This is a genomic window from uncultured Clostridium sp. (assembly GCF_947036855.1).
GTDB lineage: Bacteria > Bacillota > Clostridia > Clostridiales > Clostridiaceae > Sarcina.
Genome location: NZ_CAMQRY010000004.1, coordinates 1 through 16,967 on the forward strand (window position 1 = coordinate 1; position 16,967 = coordinate 16,967).

Below are 16,967 nucleotides of genomic sequence, written 5' to 3' on the forward strand. Positions count from 1 at the left end.
ATAACCTGCTGATTACAAATCAGCTGCTCTGCCAATTGAGCCATGCCAGCATATTTTATTGTCATTAGCGTGTTTCTCTAACCGACAATAGTTAGTATATAACTTCTTAAGCATCATTTCAAATCAGATTTTATCCATATAATCAAATTAAATTTGTATATATCTCATTTTCGCCTTTTTTCTTCCATTTAATTATTAATTCATTTTTTTTATAACGTTTAAATTTATATATTTATCAAATATATCTCTAGCTACCTTATAATCTTTTATTTCTAACCTTTTAGACAACACTTCATCTATTTTTGTTATACATTTTATCTCACTATCATTTTTTATACTATCTAATACAAATGCATAATCACTCATTGATAACTTAGAAAAAAGTTTTACTAATTTCATTTTTTCGCTATTTGGCATAATACTTAAAATTTTATTTTTATCAACTTTAAATATTTCTTCCTTTTTAGTTTTATTTATATTTTTTATATCTTTACTCTCATCAAACTCTTCAACTTTTATAATATCTTCTTTTATATCTTCTTTATTATTATACTCTATATTTTCAATTTTGATATCCTCATTAGTATTATTCTTTTTACTCTCATTACTTTTTTGAGTATCTAAATCTTCAAAAAATTTATTTACATCTGTCTCTAATATCTTATTTTCATTTTTATCATTAGCTGTAAATATATACTCTTCCTCTTCTCTATTATTAGAAATAATCATTTCTACACTTAAAATTAATGTAATAAAAATAAGTAGTATCGATAAGTATTTTTTCTTCATATAATATATCACCTCGTATTATTAATGATGGTCAATTTTACTAATTTTATACTTATATGATTCTATTTTTTTTCATATATATTTATAAAGGAGGCGAGTTCTTGAATAAAGTTAAAATTTATTACTCAGATCCATTAGCATATTTTAATTTAGCACACTCTTTAAAAGACTATATTGATAATGCTATAATTGTTTGTATAGGTACCGACAAGTGTATAGGTGACTGTCTTGGCCCTTTAATAGGTACTATTTTAAAAGATAAAAACTTTCCACTTCCTGTATTTGGAGATTTAAAAAACCCTATACATGCACTTAATATAAATATAGAAGTTCCAAAAATCCAAAAAAAATTCCAAAACAAGACTATAATAGCAATAGACGCTTGCCTTGGCTCATCATCCGCAATTGGTGAAATCCACCTTAGACACGATCCATTAAAGCCTGGAAAAGGGGTTGGAAAAGTTCTACCATCAATTGGTGATTTATCAATAATTGGAATCGTTGATGAATCTAACAAATATGAAGCATTCTCTAATAAATCAATTAGATTAAGTTTAATAATGGATATGGCTAATACTATTAGCAACTCATTACTTACTGCATATTCATTAAATAATATTATAAAATAAGAAAAACACTAGCTTTAAACTAGTGTTTTTCTTATTTTATAAGTTTAACTTCTTCTTCTTCCATACTTACATTCATTTTTGAATATACTTCTAATATTTGTCCAACTCCATTAGCTACACAACTAATAGCACCTTCTGCAACTCTGACTGATACTCCTGTCATATCCTCTAAATATTTATCTAAACCATATAAAAGTGCTCCTCCACCAGTCATTAATATCCCAGCTTCCATTATATCTGCTGCAAGCTCTGGTGGTGTTCTTTCTAACACTGAGTGTAAATTATCAGCTATTGCTTTTACAGAGTCAGCCACAGCTTCTCTTACTTGTTCTGATGAAATTATAACTTCATCAGGTAGTCCAGTAACTAAATTCCTACCTTTTATAGCTAATTTTTCAGCTCTTAGTCCTTCTACTGCAGACCCAACTTTTATTTTTAGTTCTTCTGCTGTTCTTTCACCAATCATTAGCTTATAATAAGTTCTAACATATCTTATTATAGCTTCATCAAAAGTATCTCCAGCAACTTTTAAAGATGATCTAACAACTATTCCACCAAGTGAAATTACTGCTATATCACATGTACCACCACCAATATCCACAACCATTCTTCCATTTGGTTCTGAAATATCTATTCCAGCTCCAACTGCTGCCGCAAGTGGTTCTTCTACAAGATACACACTTCTAGCCCCTGAATTTCTTGCTGCATCCATTACTGCTCTTTTTTCAACCTCTGTTGCTTGTGATGGTATACATATCATTACTCTTGGTGCTCCAAGTCTTGTTTTACCTGTACACCTTTTTATAAAATATTGAAGCATTTTTTCTGTTACATCATAATCTGATATTACACCATTTCTAAGTGGTCTAATTGCTACTATATTTCCTGGTGTTCTTCCTATCATTTGTCTTGCTTCTTCACCAACAGCTAAAACTTGATTTCTATTTTTATCAATTGCTACTACAGATGGTTCTTGAACTACTATACCTTTACCTTTTACATGAACAAGCACAGTTGCCGTACCTAAATCTATCCCCATATCCGATCCATTATTAAAAAACCACATATTTTGCACTCCCCATTCCTTTTCATATTCCTATCTTTTTCTATCTTATTTTACATTTTTTCTCATTATACCCATTATATACTTATAATAGTCTACCATCAACTACTTTATATTTTAATTTTGTGGCATTACCACCTCTTATATGCCGCTCTGATTTATTTATATCTAAAATAAACTTAGCTTCATCTGCAATCGTTACATTTATTTTCGGTAATCTCTCAGTCATATCTTTATGTATTGTACTTTTACTCACGCCAAAAATTTTAGCTGTTCTTCTTATTGTAGATTTAGAATCTATTATATATTTTGCCACTTCTAAAACTCTCTCTTCAATATAATCTTTCATAAATACATCCTCCTAAAATAGTTAATTATTAGCCAGCCTATTTTAAAATAGACTGGCTTTTAATTATTTTTTAATTTTCAAATTTTTAAATACATCTAAAGGATTAATAGCTTCTCTTTCCTTTTCAACATGTAATAATAAATACTCTTTTGATACTCTATCTGTTGGATTACCTTTTATTGATGCTCCAACTTTTCCAACTACTGTTCCTTGAGTAATTTTATCCCCTTGTTTAACATTCAACTTTGAATCTAAGTTTCCATACATAACTACTATTCCATTTGCTTGTTTTATAGTTACATAGTTACCTTCTCTTGAATCTCCACTTTGAGCTTGTAAAACTTCTCCATCAGCAATTGATACTACATCCGTACCTTTTATAGCTTCAATATCAATACCTTTATAAACATTTGCTGACTTTCCATCTTTTTCAATTCTTGGTGTTATATTAAACTCTCTTGTTACTAGACCATCTTTTACTGGATCTATAAACTCTGAGCTTGGTTTAGCATTTGTTTGAACTTCTGTCTCTTCCTTTATTGATGTTTTTTCATCTTTAGCCTTCTCTTGTTTTTCTATTTCTTCATCTTTAACAAGTTCAGCACCTTCGATTTGTTTACCTGTTTCTTCCTCACCCTTCTCTACATTTGTAGCAACAGGCTTCTTTGCTGTTTCCTCACCTTTATTGCTTCCTGTCGCTAATGCAACAGCACCCAATACTACTAAGCAAACACTTAAAATTACATAAAAACTATTTCTTTTTAAAAACTCCATTATTTTTTCCATGTCAACACCTCCGTTTAATAGTCTGTCCTATAAATCTATAATTAATACACATACTTTTAAGTTTTTTATACTTTTATTTCGTCATTTTTTTTCAAATAAAAGCAAAAAAAGACTGCAATCTATTTTTTTCAAATAAATTACAGTCTTTTTCTACTCAACCCTTGTATTTTTTATATTTGTTATTTCTACTCCCGTATAATAATGTTTAATAATTTCTTCAAAGTCATTTCCCTCTTTTGCCATAGAATTAGCTCCCCACTGACTCATTCCTACACCATGACCATATCCCTTACAATTTATTTTTACACCATCACCAAAATCTATTGTAAAATTTGCAGATCTAATATTAAACATCATTCTAAAATCAGTACCTTTTATAGAAACATCACCAAGTCTTATTTGCTCAACACTTCCCCCATCAGTTCTACTTAGTATCTTAACTAAACTTTTCAAATTACTCTCTTGTAAATTTGCTTTAGGATATTTATTATTTACTATTTGTACAAACTCGCTATTACTATATTCTGTTGTAACGTTAAAATTCGGTAAATCTTCATCCCAAACACTTACAACTGATTTTAAATATTTAGCATCTGTTTTAAAAACATCACTACCATTTTCAGTCTTACCAGAACTCATTGAAAAATATTGTGGATATCTAACTAGTAACCCCTCATATGTTAATACTTCATTCTTTGTTTTATTTACCGCAGATTCAACTTTTTCCCTAAACTTATCTGATTTGCTTCCCATAGTACTTATTCTTTCTTCCATTGGTTTATATACTTGGCAATGTACCGTATCACAAATTACTCCACCATGCTCTTTTGCTGTGCTACATGGTGTAATCATTTTACTAAGCACAAAAGTTCTTGCAAGTATCCCCTGAGCCTTCATAGCTTCCACTTCAAATGAAAGTGGCAATTCTGTACTCACAACACCCTTCACATAATCTTCTAAATTAACTTCTTTTATAACTTTATCACTCGTATAAACTTTAACAATAGATGTATCTATATCAATTAACTTACCTTTTCCTAAAGAAAATTTATTTATCGCATTGTTTTTTTCAGTTTGATTTATTTTTTCATAACTTCCATTACTCATACTTCCAAAAACTATCGGGATTAAAAATATTAAAATTAATACTATAGCAATAGTTATTAAATGCTTAAACTTAGATATATTGATATTTTTTATAGTTTTTATAGATAGATTTATAAAATTTCTTAATATGATTTTTATTTTGCTTAAATTTATTTTTTTCATAATAATTTCCCTCTTACACTTTAGATATATTCTCTACATATATATGTATCGTCTATTATCATATATTACATAATATAAAAATAAGTGAGTAAAAATTTACTCACTTAACGCTACATATTAATTCTTTTTATATCTGCTCCTAAGAGTCTAAATTTCTCTTCAATAGTTACATAGCCTCTATCTATATGATGAATATCTTCTATAATAGTTTCACCATCGGCTATAAGTCCTGCAATAATAAGTGCTGCTCCCGACCTTAAATCACAAGCCTTTACTGTTGTTCCAAACAATCTTTCAGTGCCTTCTATTATTGCTGTAGTGCCTTTTATTTTAATATTCGCACCCATTTTTCTAAGTTCTGCAACATTCATAAATCTATTTTCAAAAATATTTTCTTCAATTATACTAGTTCCAATTCCTATACTTAACAATGTCATCATCTGTGATTGCATATCTGTTGGATATCCTGGGTGTGGTAATGTTTTAATATCAGTATTTCCAATTATGCTTCCACCATTAACTATTGCTATATCACCACCAGCCTCAATTTCTATACTACAACCTATTTCTCTTAATTTTTCTATAACTGGTTTTAAATGTTCTTCATTAACTCCATTAAGCCTAATCTGTGACTTAGTAATTGCAGCCGCTACCATAAATGTCCCTGCTTCAATCCTATCATATATAGGTTTGTAGCTTACTCCACTTAAACTTTCTACTCCATCAATTATAATACTTGAATTAACATTAAACTGAACTCTTGCTCCCATAGCATTAAGAAAATTTGCTAAATCCTCAATCTCTGGTTCTAATGCTGGATTGCCTATAATTGTTCTACCTTTAGTAAGTGATGCAAGCATCATTATATTTTCAGTTGCACCAACTGATGGAAAATCTAAATATATATTTCCACCATGTAAATTTTCTCCTGTAATTTCGATAAATCCATAACTTTGTGTTACTTTTGCACCAAGTGCTTCAAAACCTTTTAAGTGCAAATCTATTGGTCTACTACCTATTTGGCAACCTCCTGGACATGCTAATGTAAATTTTTTATACTTCGCAATCATAGGTCCCATAATTAAAAATGACCCTCTAAGCATTTGCACTAAATCACAATCAGCTGTATATTTTTTTATACCATTACTGCATATATTCAAACTACCATCTTGTTTATCAAAATCAACCTCGCACCCTACATCTAATAGTATTTCACTAAGTATACGTACATCTTCAAGCATAGGACATTCTTCTATTTTAATAATATCATCTGAAAGAATTGTAGCTGCCATTATTGGTAAAACTGCATTTTTAGCTACACTTATATCAACTTCACCACTTAATAAATTTCCACCTTTAATTACTATCTTTTTCATATAAGTCCTCCATTATTCTTCCTAATACGAAATGAATATTACAGGGCTTCCAACAATTATATAATTGTCGTCCTTTCCATAATTTTTAATTGCATAATTTAACTGTTCATTATTTTTCAAAGTTATAACTCCAGTATATCCATTATCTATTTCTAAATTTTCAATACTTTTAACATTATAATTCCCTTCTAAATTAATGCTTTTTAAATTATGGTTATCATTTACTTTACCTTTAATATAGGTAAAAATATCTAGGTTTTTTTTATCTTTAAATTTATCTTTAAATATTTTTTCTAATTCCTCTATATCTGTTTTATTATCTTTAAGTATTATTTCTAATTCAACAAATGAATCTATATATTTTAATTCAATCAAAAACTTTTCATCATTATGCTTATATGCTATATTTTTTCCATATATTTTTAATTCACCAGTTATACCTAAGAACTCTTTTAACTCTTGTGGTGAAATATCATCCTTATATTGTACTTTTATCCCTTGCTCTATGATATTGTGTTCTGTTCTAACACTATCATAATATTCTATTTTACTATAACTAGCTCCTGAACCTAAAAAAATTCCTACAAATACATATAACATAATAAATGAAACCATTTTTTTCATAAACTCACCTCTCTATCAGGTAAGTATATCCATTTTTCTGTAAAATAATCATTTTCTTTTTATATTATAAAGATATTCTAAAGTCCTTATATTTGTGAATATTATGTGCAAATGACATTTAGTATTTTACTATATCAAAACAAAAAAGTAGTAGGTACAATACTGTACCTACTACTTCTTATTTTGATAATTCTATTCTTGCTTTAGCTCTATCTAAAGCATTTTTAGCTCTATCTTTTTCTATTTTATAATCTTTTGAATTAACTCTTTGCTCTGCACGAACTTTTGATTCTTCTGCTTTTTCTAAGTTAATGCTTTCTTTAGCTTCTATTGTATTAACACAGATGACAACACTGTCACCTTTAGTTTCAATAATTCCTTCTGAAATAGCATATTGCTTTGAAGTTCCATTTTCATCAACCAATGTAAGTATACATGGTCTTAATGAAGCTACAAAAGGCTCAAAATCTGCAAGCATTTGGAATTGTCCAAAAGATGTTTTAGCTTTTATTGATCTAACATCACCTTCGAAGAACATTTCTTCTGGTGTTGATATTAGTAGGTTAAATACCTTCATAACTAACCTCCTATTAGATTATTCCTTTAGCTTTAGCTTTTTCTACAACGTCTTCTACAGCTCCACAGTCTAAGAATAACCCTTCTGGTAAGTGATCATACTTTCCTTCTAAGATTTCTTTAAAACTTCTGATAGTTTCTGATACTGGAACATATAGTCCTGGGAATCCGTTAAATTGCTCAGCAACATGAAGTGGTTGTGAGAAGAACTTTTGAATTCTTCTAGCTCTTGCAACAACTTTTTTATCTTCATCTGATAATTCTTCTAATCCAAGGATAGCTATTATATCTTGAAGTTCTGCATATCTAGCTAATATTGTTTTAACTCTCATAGCTGTTTCATAATGCTCTTCTCCAACAACTTTTGGTTGTAAGATTCTTGATGATGATGCTAATGGGTCAACTGCTGGATAAATTCCGATTTCTGTTAATGCTCTAGCAAGAACAGTTTTAGAATCTAAGTGAGCAAATGTATTAGCTGGTGCTGGATCTGTTAAGTCATCAGCTGGAACATAAACTGCTTGAACTGATGTTATAGATCCTTTCTTTGTTGATGTTATTCTTTCTTGTAAGTCTCCCATTTCATTAGCAAGTGTTGGTTGGTATCCAACTGCTGATGGTATTCTTCCAAGTAAAGCTGAAACTTCTGATCCAGCTTGAGAATATCTAAAGATATTATCTATAAATACAAGAACGTCTTGTCCTTGATCTCTGAAGTTTTCTGCCATTGTAAGTGCTGTTAAAGCAACTCTCATTCTAGCTCCTGGTGATTCATTCATTTGTCCAAATACTAATGCAGCTTTATGGATAACTTCTGAATCTGTCATCTCAAGTATAAGGTCTTTACCTTCTCTTGATCTTTCCCCAACTCCAGCGAATACTGATAATCCACCGTGTCCTTTAGCTATGTTATGGATAAGCTCTTGTATAAGTACTGTTTTACCAACTCCAGCTCCTCCAAATAGACCAGTTTTTCCACCCATTTGGTATGGAGCCATTAAATCTATAACTTTTATTCCTGTTTCAAACATTTCTGGTTTGATTGATTGCTCAAAGAAAGATGGAGCTGCTCTATGTATTGGCATTCTTTTCTCAGTCTCAATTGGACCTTTCCCATCTATTGGGTTTCCAAGAACGTCAAATACTCTTCCTAAAACTGCTTCCCCTACTGGTACTGAAATAGGATTACCTGTATCAACAACTTCTAATCCTCTTTGTAGTCCTTCTGTTAAATCCATAGCAATTGCTCTAACTGTTTTATTTCCTATATGTTGTGCTACTTCACAAGTAAGTATTTGCCCGTTTAATTCTATTTCAATAGCATTATATATACCAGGTACTTTATCTTCGAATCTCATATCAACAACTGGTCCTAAAACCTGAACAACTTTACCTATATTCTTTGACATCTAAACTACCTCCTTTGCCTCTTATTTTTTTATTTCTTCTTTTTTCTTCTTCTTCTTTTTACTTGCTTCTAATCCACCGATAATTTCAGCAATTTCCTGTGTAATAGCACCCTGTCTTAATCTATTGTACTTAGCTTCAAGTTCAATAGCCATTTTCCCTGCATTTTTTGTTGCATTGTCCATCGCCATCATTCTTGCACTATGTTCACTAGTTTTTGAATGATATACAGCATTTATAAGTTGTGCTTCAATTTGTCTCATTATGTAATCAGAAACTACTTCTTCTGAATATGGTTCCATATCATAATCTAGTTCTTCTATCACTTCATTAGTCTCACCTAAAGCAAATGGTAATATCTTTTCTTCAACTACATTTTGCTTACCGGCACTAATAAACTTTGTATAAACTAAACTAATTTCTCCATAACCTTTGTGTAAGAATAAATCAACTAAGTCTGAAGCCATTACTCTTGCTTCTTTTATAGTAATTCTATCATTAGGGTCTTTATATTCTTTCACCTTAGTGAATCCATGCTTATTAGCATAATATCTCGCTCTTTTACCTGATAATATAACAGAAATTTCTTTCATTTCCTGATTGTTATTATTTGCTTTATGTGCTAAATATGATAATCCATTACCATTAAAACCACCACATAAACCTGTATCTGAAGCAAGAACTACGTATAATTTTTTATCTTCTAAATTATCCATTGCTAATATATTTTTCTCTGGATTGTCTGAGATCATAAATATTTTATTTCCCATATGTTTTAAATTACTAAAGTAAACTTCATTTTGCTTAAGCTTAACTCTTGCTTTTTTCATCTTTGAAGCAGAAATAAGCGACATAGCCTTAGTTGTTTTCTTAGTTGTTTTAACACTCTTAACTCTATTTTTTAAAGCTAATAATCCACCTGCTGGCATACTACACCTCCTATCTTAAAAGATGGCATAGCTTAAAAAGCTATGCTTATCCTAAAAATTTTTTTTGAACTCAACTATAGCAACTTTTAAATCTGCTTCTGTTGAATCTATTATCTTAGCTTCACCATCTATTGAGCTAAGTATGTTAGGGTAGTTTGAATGCATAAATTCTACAAATTCTCTTTCGAATTTAACTACATTTCCAACTTCTATATCACTTAAGTAATCATTTATAGCAGCGTACATAACTACAACCTGCTCTGAAACATCTCTTGGTGAGAACTCATTTTGTTTTAAAACTTCTTGAACTCTCTTTCCTTTTTCAATTCTGTCTGCAGTATCTTTATCAAGCTCTGCTCCGAATTGTGAGAATGACTCAAGTTCTTTAAATTGTGCAAGGTCAAGTCTTAAGCTTTTAGCAACTTGCTTCATAGCTTTAGTTTGAGCACTTCCACCAACTCTTGAAACTGATATCCCTGGATTAATAGCTGGCTTTTGTCCTGCATCAAATAATGATTTTTCTAAGAATATTTGACCATCTGTTATTGAAATAACATTTGTTGGAACATATGCTGCTACATCTCCTGCTAATGTTTCGATTATTGGTAAAGCAGTTATTGAACCACCACCATTTTCATAAGAAAGCTTAGCTGCTCTCTCTAATAATCTTGAGTGAATGTAGAATACATCTCCTGGGTAAGCTTCTCTACCTGGTGATCTTCTAAGTAGTAATGATAATGTTCTATATGCTACAGCTTGCTTTGATAAATCATCATAAACTATTAAAACATCATCACCCTTCCACATGAAGTACTCAGCCATTGCCACTCCAGCATAAGGTGCTATAAATTGAAGTGCTGCTGCTTCTGATGCTGCTGCTGAAACTATTGTAGTATACTCCATAGCTCCTGCTTCATTTAATATGTTGTAAACATTAGCAACATTTGATTGCTTTTGTCCTATAGCAACATATACACACTTAACATTTTTACCTTTTTGGTTGATTATTGAATCAAGTCCAACTGCTGTTTTACCTGTTCCTGCATCACCAATTATAAGTTCTCTTTGACCTTTACCAACTGGTATCATAGCATCAATAGCTTTGATTCCTGTTTGCATTGGTTGATGAACTGGAGTTCTATCTAAAACTGCTGGAGCTTTTGCTTCAACTGGTCTAAAACCATCATTTGCTATAGTTCCTTTTCCATCTATAGGGTTTCCTAAAGCGTCAACAACTCTTCCAAGGAATGCTTCACCAACTGGTACTTCTGCAACTTTCCCTGTACTTTGAGCTTTTGTACCTTCACCTAAACCTTTTTCAGTTCCTAATAATACAACTCCAACGTTATCATTCTCTAAGTTAAGAGCCATTCCAACTGTACCATTTTCGAACTCAATAAGTTCTCCTTGCATACAACTGTTAAGACCGTCAACTCTAGCAACACCGTCTCCAACTTCTATTATAGTCCCTGAGTCTATTGTTTTTAGCTCTTTCTTATAACCTTTAACTTCTTCTTTTAATTCTGAAGATAATCCATCTGTTTTAATATGCATATAGACTCACCACCTTTTATTTTCTATTAAGCATTAACTCTTTCATCTCTTTGTACTGTGAATTTACAGTTGCATCTATAAATTCATTTTCAACTTGAATATAAAGTCCACCGATAATATTTTTATCGATTATTTGCTTAAGTTCAATTTTTTTATTATATTTAGCTTCTAATTTAGCTAATAGTTTTGTAACTTGTGCATCTGTTAAAGGTACAACTGTTTTAACTATACCTTTATAAATACTCTTATTTCCTGAAATCATAATTACATACCTACTTTCTCGATATATGTATCGATGACAGCTCTATGCTTTTCTTCATCCATTGATCCTTCTATTGCTTTCTTAGATAACTCTGTAGCTAAATCAATAACTTGCTCTTTAAGAGTAAGTTGTGCTTTAGCTACATCTATAGCTATTTGCTCATTAGCTTTAACTTTTAAATCTGCTGCATCAACTTCTGCCTTAGCAACAATCTTATTGTAAAGTTCCTCAGCAGCAGTTTTCTTTTCTGCTATGATTCTTTTACCTTCTTCTTGAGCTGCTTTTAAAATTTCTTCATTTTTAGCTTTTAGCTTTGCTGCTTCTTCTCTAGCTCTATCTGCACTTGCTAATTTTTCATTGATAGCATCTTGTCTATCTTGTATAGCTTTTTTTACTTTAGCCCAGAAGAAATGTCTTAATATAAAGACTAATATAAGTAAGTTGACTATTGCAGCCACCATAGTTTGCCATTTAAATTCCATATGTAAATTCTCCCTTCGTAGCATTTAAATAATTGTTTTTATTTTCATAAATTTACTGATTACTTAAATAAATAATGTTTAAAATACTAATTAAACATCTAAAAAAGCCGAAAATTTTATAGTTTATAACTAATTTTATCGGCTGATTTCATTATTTTATAATTTACTTGTTAAATAAAAATTATTTAACGAATAATAATATTATTGCTACTACGAATCCATAAATAGCTGTAGCCTCTGAAAGACCAGCTCCCATTATGAATAAACTTTGGATCTTATCTGATGCTTCTGGTTGTCTAGCGATTGCTTCTGTTGCTCTTCCTGTTGCTATCCCTATTCCAACTCCTGCTCCTATACCTGCTAATACCGCGATTCCTGCTGCTAATACTGTCATATCCATTATAAGATACCTCCTGATTTTAATTTTTATTTTAGATTTTGATTAAATTAGATTAAATTAGTTAATTCTAGTGTTTTGCAACTATTTTAATATTAATAACAGTTAACATTACAAACACTATCATTTGGATTGTTCCGTCAAATACGTCGAAGAATCCGTGTGCTATTATTGGTAACCCTATTTGGGCTGCCCATGTTATGTGTGCAAGACCTTCGTATACTAACTCTAAGACGATTGCCGCCGCTAGCATATTACCGAAAAGTCTTAATGCTAAAGATACTGGGAATATTACTGTTTCCATTAAGTTTAATGGTAACATTGCAATACCGTGACTGAAGTATCCTTTAATATAGCCAACTATTCCTCTTTCTGCTATTGCATTTCCATGTACTACTAAGAATACAACGATTGCAAAACCAGCAGTTATGTTAAGATTTTTAGTTGGTGGAGCTATACCTAATAAACCAACATAGTTTAATAGTAATATGTATATCATAAGTGTTCCAATAAATGGTATGAACTTCGCTCCGCTTTTTCCTATATTACCTACTACAATTTTTTCAACTGATTCGTAGAACATCTCTGCTACTGCCTGGACTTTCCCTGGTTTCATAGTCATCTTTGCTGTTATAATAGCAGCTACAATGATTATAAGTAACATTACGGCCCATTGCATTATTAGGAAACTTGGTAAAACTAAAGAACCAAGTTTTATAGTGAACATAGGTTCAAATATATGCATCTAATTCACTCCCTCTCTTATATTTAATTTTTAGTTATGTATTGCAATATATAAGATATAACTATTTTTTTCTAGCATAAATAAATATTGCTACTTGATGGAATATAAAACCTACTAAATAAATTATAAGATTTATATGATTCCCTCGAAATAATACTGCTACTCCTAAAATAAGTAACATTCTTATCACAAAACTTAGTTGGATAAATATCCTAGCTTTTTTTTTGATACCTTTAAAAGCTTTATCAACCACATAAGCGTTAATAATAAAATTTATAAGTGCCGTAATTGTTCCAGCTATAAATGCTATTGCCATAAATATATCAAAAAAAGAAATAATTAGAGCTACAAGAAAAGCCATTATTAAATTTGTCTTCGAAACGAATAAAATCATATCTTTTTTTCTCTTGTCCACTTCTTACCTCCTACTTGGGAATATCCTCAAGTTATTATATGTTGAAAGTTAATTTTTTAAAAACCTATATTTTAGCTATATTTTTGAGTATTTAGCAATTTAAAGCGTTTATATTGCTAATATTTTAAATTTACTCCATTTTATTAACGTTTACTTCATATTCTGTTTAAAAAGATTTTACAACTAGCTAAACTTGCAATTTTCAGAATATTCTATTTTTATTAATACTTTAAATCAATATACTTTTTCAACCTTATATCTATATATCACTATTATAGCTTTTTTTTTAGTAATATGTTAATTTTTTAACTATTTTAATGAATTTATTTCACACATATATTTTATCTCTTATCTAATTTAAATTACGCTTGAAGTATATAAATATTTTTATTTCATATTTTTATTTTTATTTTTGTAACTTTTTTTATAAAAATAGATATTTCTTGTTACTTTTACTAAAAAATATGCTTTTTTTCCTCATTTCATATATTTTTATGTTAGTTTCTTTAAATTTTTTTCAAAAAAAGAAGCCTAATATCATATTAGACTTCTTAGAAATAAATTGCCCTTGACTATATTTTACTTTTCAACTATTAATGCAGTTCCAAGTCCACCACCTATACAAAGAGTAGCTAGTCCTCTCTTTGCATCTGTTCTTTGCATTTCATGAAGTAATGTTACAAGTATTCTTGTTCCTGAAGCTCCAACTGGATGTCCAATTGCTATAGCTCCACCATTAACATTAACTTTACTCATATCAAACTCTAAATCTTTAGCTACTGCTAAACTTTGAGCTGCAAAAGCTTCATTTGCTTCAATTAAATCTAAATCATTAACTGTAAGTCCTGTCCCTTCTAAAGCTTTCTTAGTTGCTGCAAATGGTCCATATCCCATTATTGATGGATCAAGTCCTTTTGAACCATATGATAAAATTTTAACCATTGGCTTTATTCCAAGTTCTTCAGCTTTTTCAGCACTCATAACTACAACTGCTGCCGCTCCATCATTAATTCCTGAAGAGTTTGCCGCTGTTACTGTTCCACCTTTTTTAAATGCTGGTCTAAGTTTTGCAAGACCCGCTGCTGTTACCCCTGATCTTGGGAACTCATCTGTATCAAATACTATTGGCTCACCTTTTCTTTGAGGTATAACAACTGGAACTATTTCATCTTTAAATTTTCCAGCCTTTATAGCTGCTTCTGCTTTATTTTGAGAATTTGCTGCAAATTCATCTTGCATTTCTCTTGTAAGTTCCCATTTTTCTGCTATATTTTCAGCAGTTATACCCATATGATAACCTTCAAATGCATCTGTTAATGCATCATTTACCATTGTATCTACCATCTGACCATTACCCATTCTTTGACCATATCTAGCTGTATTTAAAACATAAGGTCCTTGTGACATATTTTCCATTCCACCAGCTACAATTATATCTGCATCACCAGCTTTTATCATTTGAGCTGCAAGTGAAACAGTTCTAAGCCCTGAACCACATACTTTATTTATAGTCATTGCTGGAACTTCTACTGGAAGTCCTGCCTTAACCGCTGCCTGTCTTGCTACATTTTGTCCAAGACCAGCTTGTATAACATTCCCCATTAATACCTCATCAATTTGTTCTACTGGAACTCCAGCTCTACTTACTGCTTCCTTTATTACTAATGCACCCAAATCAACAGCTGAAATATCCTTTAAACTCCCACCAAAAGTACCAAGTGCTGTTCTAACTGCACTTACTATAACTACATCTCTCATTTCTCATATCCCCCTAAAACACTTACTTATATTTTTCAATATAATCCCATTATACCCATTAAATTTCTTTTATTCAATACTTTGTTAAAATTTATACAAACTTTAAATAAAACTATTTTTATGAACAAATCATCATTCTGTTTCTAATTTGTTTTTATTTTTCATTTTTGTTATTATGTAACTGACTCAAAATATAATAAACTCATATTTATATCAGCTTATAAATATATAGAAAGGAAAATTTATGAATAAAAAAACAAAAGATTTTATAATTATAGGATTTGCCTTGTTTTCTCTATTCTTCGGAGCTGGGAACTTAATATTTCCACCAAAACTTGGACAAGCAGTTGGAACTGAATTTTATTTAGGTATAATTGGATTTTGTGCCACTGGTGTATTTATACCAATGCTTGGTCTTGTTGCTTGTATGAAAAATCATGGAAAATTCGAAGAATTATCTTTACCCATAGGTAAAAACTTTTCAAAAATATTTTCAATTGCATTAGTCCTTTTAATTGGACCATTACTTGCACTACCTCGAACAGCTGCTACAACTTTTGCATTAGCTGTTAAACCAAACTTTCCACATTCTAATATAATTGAATTTTTAATAGTATTTTTAATAATAGTATTTTTCTTAGTTATTAGACCATCTGGAATTATTGAGCTTGTTGGTACATATTTAACACCTATTCTTTTAATTATTTTAATTGGATTAATTGTTAAAGGAATTATTGACCCTGTTAGTACATATTCAAATTTTAATCCTATAAATTCTTTCTCTAAAGCTTTAACAGAGGGATACCAGACAATGGATACTATTGCTTCTATAATTTTTGCAAGTCTTATAATGTCTTCTATCAGTAAAAAAGGTTATAAAAGAGAAGATAAAATAATGCTTGTAGTTAAGTCCTCTATTCTTGCTATGATTGGTCTTTGTGTTGTTTATGGTGGGCTTATATACCTTGGTTCTAGAACTGGAACTTTAGGTAATAATTTATCAAACTCATCACTACTTCTTATGATTTCAGATAGACTTCTTGGAAATATAGGAACTATTGCTATTGAAATTGTACTTGCTATTGGATGCTTTGCAACTTCTATCGGATTATTATCTGCTAGTGCAGATTTTTTTGTTAGAATTTCAAATAATAAAATTAAATATAATGTAGCCGTTATTTCTATGTTAATTATCACTGGAATAATAGCTAGTATTGGGCTAAACAAAATAATTTCTATATCAGTTATTATCTTAAATGTTGCTTACCCTGTAACAATCGTTGTAATAATATTAAGTCTGCTAAAACCAATAATAAAAGATGCTTTAGTTTTCAAACTTTGTGCATATATCACATTAGTTTTTAGTATTCTTGATGTAATTCCAAATATAAGCAATATCATGAACTACATTCCACTTACGAATATAGGGTTTGGATGGATTATTCCCTTTGTAATAGTATTTTTAATTAGTAATTATTCACCTAGAAAAAGCACTAATTTAAATAACAAGAAAACTATTCAAAAGTCAGCTATATAAGTAAATAAACTATAAAAATA

Annotated in this window: 19 protein-coding genes; 2 read left to right on the forward strand and 17 right to left on the reverse strand. The window is 30.1% G+C overall.

What is annotated here, in order from left to right; genetic code table 11:
* Window positions 1-195: 195 nt before the first annotated feature.
* On the reverse strand, window positions 196-789 hold the full coding sequence (locus tag Q0V15_RS01380; protein WP_297435255.1) for a hypothetical protein: 594 nt from the start codon (window positions 787-789) through the stop codon (window positions 196-198).
* A gap of 101 nt (window positions 790-890) precedes the next feature.
* On the opposite strand from Q0V15_RS01380, the gene yyaC reads away from it, so the two are divergent.
* Entirely contained in the window at window positions 891-1,418 is a 528-nt protein-coding gene (gene yyaC, locus Q0V15_RS01385; RefSeq protein WP_297435257.1) for a spore protease YyaC, read from the forward strand.
* A gap of 31 nt (window positions 1,419-1,449) precedes the next feature.
* Here yyaC and mreB read toward each other — a convergent pair whose 3' ends face one another.
* The 16 genes from mreB to Q0V15_RS01465 all read right to left on the reverse strand — a co-directional run bounded on the left by mreB (window position 1,450) and on the right by Q0V15_RS01465 (window position 15,410).
* A complete protein-coding gene (gene mreB / locus Q0V15_RS01390; RefSeq protein WP_297435259.1) occupies window positions 1,450-2,484 on the reverse strand; it encodes a rod shape-determining protein MreB in 1,035 nt (344 codons plus the stop codon).
* 82 nt (window positions 2,485-2,566) lie between these two features.
* Window positions 2,567-2,830, reverse strand: coding sequence for a sporulation transcriptional regulator SpoIIID (gene spoIIID / locus Q0V15_RS01395; protein ID WP_297435261.1), 264 nt, complete (start codon window positions 2,828-2,830; stop codon window positions 2,567-2,569).
* A gap of 63 nt (window positions 2,831-2,893) precedes the next feature.
* On the reverse strand, window positions 2,894-3,616 hold the full coding sequence (locus tag Q0V15_RS01400; RefSeq protein WP_297435263.1) for a M23 family metallopeptidase: 723 nt from the start codon (window positions 3,614-3,616) through the stop codon (window positions 2,894-2,896).
* 150 nt (window positions 3,617-3,766) lie between these two features.
* Window positions 3,767-4,885: a stage II sporulation protein D gene (gene spoIID, locus Q0V15_RS01405; protein ID WP_297435265.1), complete on the reverse strand. Its 1,119-nt coding sequence runs from the start codon at window positions 4,883-4,885 to the stop codon at window positions 3,767-3,769.
* Between the two features lie 110 nt (window positions 4,886-4,995).
* Complete coding sequence (gene murA / locus Q0V15_RS01410; RefSeq protein WP_297435267.1) at window positions 4,996-6,261, reverse strand: UDP-N-acetylglucosamine 1-carboxyvinyltransferase; 1,266 nt, start codon at window positions 6,259-6,261, stop codon at window positions 4,996-4,998.
* A 21-nt stretch (window positions 6,262-6,282) separates the two neighbouring features.
* Window positions 6,283-6,885: a hypothetical protein gene (locus Q0V15_RS01415; protein ID WP_297435269.1), complete on the reverse strand. Its 603-nt coding sequence runs from the start codon at window positions 6,883-6,885 to the stop codon at window positions 6,283-6,285.
* A 178-nt stretch (window positions 6,886-7,063) separates the two neighbouring features.
* Entirely contained in the window at window positions 7,064-7,462 is a 399-nt protein-coding gene (gene atpC, locus Q0V15_RS01420) for an ATP synthase F1 subunit epsilon (RefSeq protein WP_297435271.1), read from the reverse strand.
* Window positions 7,463-7,475: 13 nt separating this feature from the next.
* A complete protein-coding gene (atpD, locus tag Q0V15_RS01425) occupies window positions 7,476-8,870 on the reverse strand; it encodes a F0F1 ATP synthase subunit beta (protein WP_297435273.1) in 1,395 nt (464 codons plus the stop codon).
* 21 nt (window positions 8,871-8,891) lie between these two features.
* Window positions 8,892-9,797 (reverse strand): ATP synthase F1 subunit gamma, encoded by a 906-nt coding sequence (gene atpG / locus Q0V15_RS01430; RefSeq protein WP_297435275.1) that lies wholly within the window; start codon window positions 9,795-9,797, stop codon window positions 8,892-8,894.
* Window positions 9,798-9,848: 51 nt separating this feature from the next.
* Window positions 9,849-11,351, reverse strand: a complete 1,503-nt coding sequence (atpA, locus tag Q0V15_RS01435; RefSeq protein ID WP_297435277.1) for a F0F1 ATP synthase subunit alpha — start codon at window positions 11,349-11,351, stop codon at window positions 9,849-9,851.
* 16 nt (window positions 11,352-11,367) lie between these two features.
* Complete coding sequence (locus tag Q0V15_RS01440) at window positions 11,368-11,613, reverse strand: FoF1 ATP synthase subunit delta (RefSeq protein WP_297435279.1); 246 nt, start codon at window positions 11,611-11,613, stop codon at window positions 11,368-11,370.
* A gap of 2 nt (window positions 11,614-11,615) precedes the next feature.
* Window positions 11,616-12,095 carry a F0F1 ATP synthase subunit B gene (locus tag Q0V15_RS01445; RefSeq protein WP_297435281.1) on the reverse strand — a complete coding sequence of 160 codons (480 nt, stop codon included), beginning with the start codon at window positions 12,093-12,095 and terminating at the stop codon, window positions 11,616-11,618.
* 181 nt (window positions 12,096-12,276) lie between these two features.
* Entirely contained in the window at window positions 12,277-12,495 is a 219-nt protein-coding gene (gene atpE, locus Q0V15_RS01450) for an ATP synthase F0 subunit C (protein WP_297435283.1), read from the reverse strand.
* A 67-nt stretch (window positions 12,496-12,562) separates the two neighbouring features.
* Window positions 12,563-13,237 (reverse strand): F0F1 ATP synthase subunit A, encoded by a 675-nt coding sequence (locus Q0V15_RS01455; RefSeq protein WP_297435285.1) that lies wholly within the window; start codon window positions 13,235-13,237, stop codon window positions 12,563-12,565.
* A gap of 61 nt (window positions 13,238-13,298) precedes the next feature.
* A complete protein-coding gene (locus Q0V15_RS01460; protein ID WP_297435287.1) occupies window positions 13,299-13,652 on the reverse strand; it encodes an ATP synthase subunit I in 354 nt (117 codons plus the stop codon).
* A gap of 579 nt (window positions 13,653-14,231) precedes the next feature.
* Window positions 14,232-15,410, reverse strand: a complete 1,179-nt coding sequence (locus Q0V15_RS01465; protein WP_297435289.1) for an acetyl-CoA C-acetyltransferase — start codon at window positions 15,408-15,410, stop codon at window positions 14,232-14,234.
* A gap of 244 nt (window positions 15,411-15,654) precedes the next feature.
* On the opposite strand from Q0V15_RS01465, the gene brnQ reads away from it, so the two are divergent.
* On the forward strand, window positions 15,655-16,947 hold the full coding sequence (brnQ, locus tag Q0V15_RS01470; protein ID WP_297435291.1) for a branched-chain amino acid transport system II carrier protein: 1,293 nt from the start codon (window positions 15,655-15,657) through the stop codon (window positions 16,945-16,947).
* Window positions 16,948-16,967 lie beyond the last annotated feature (20 nt).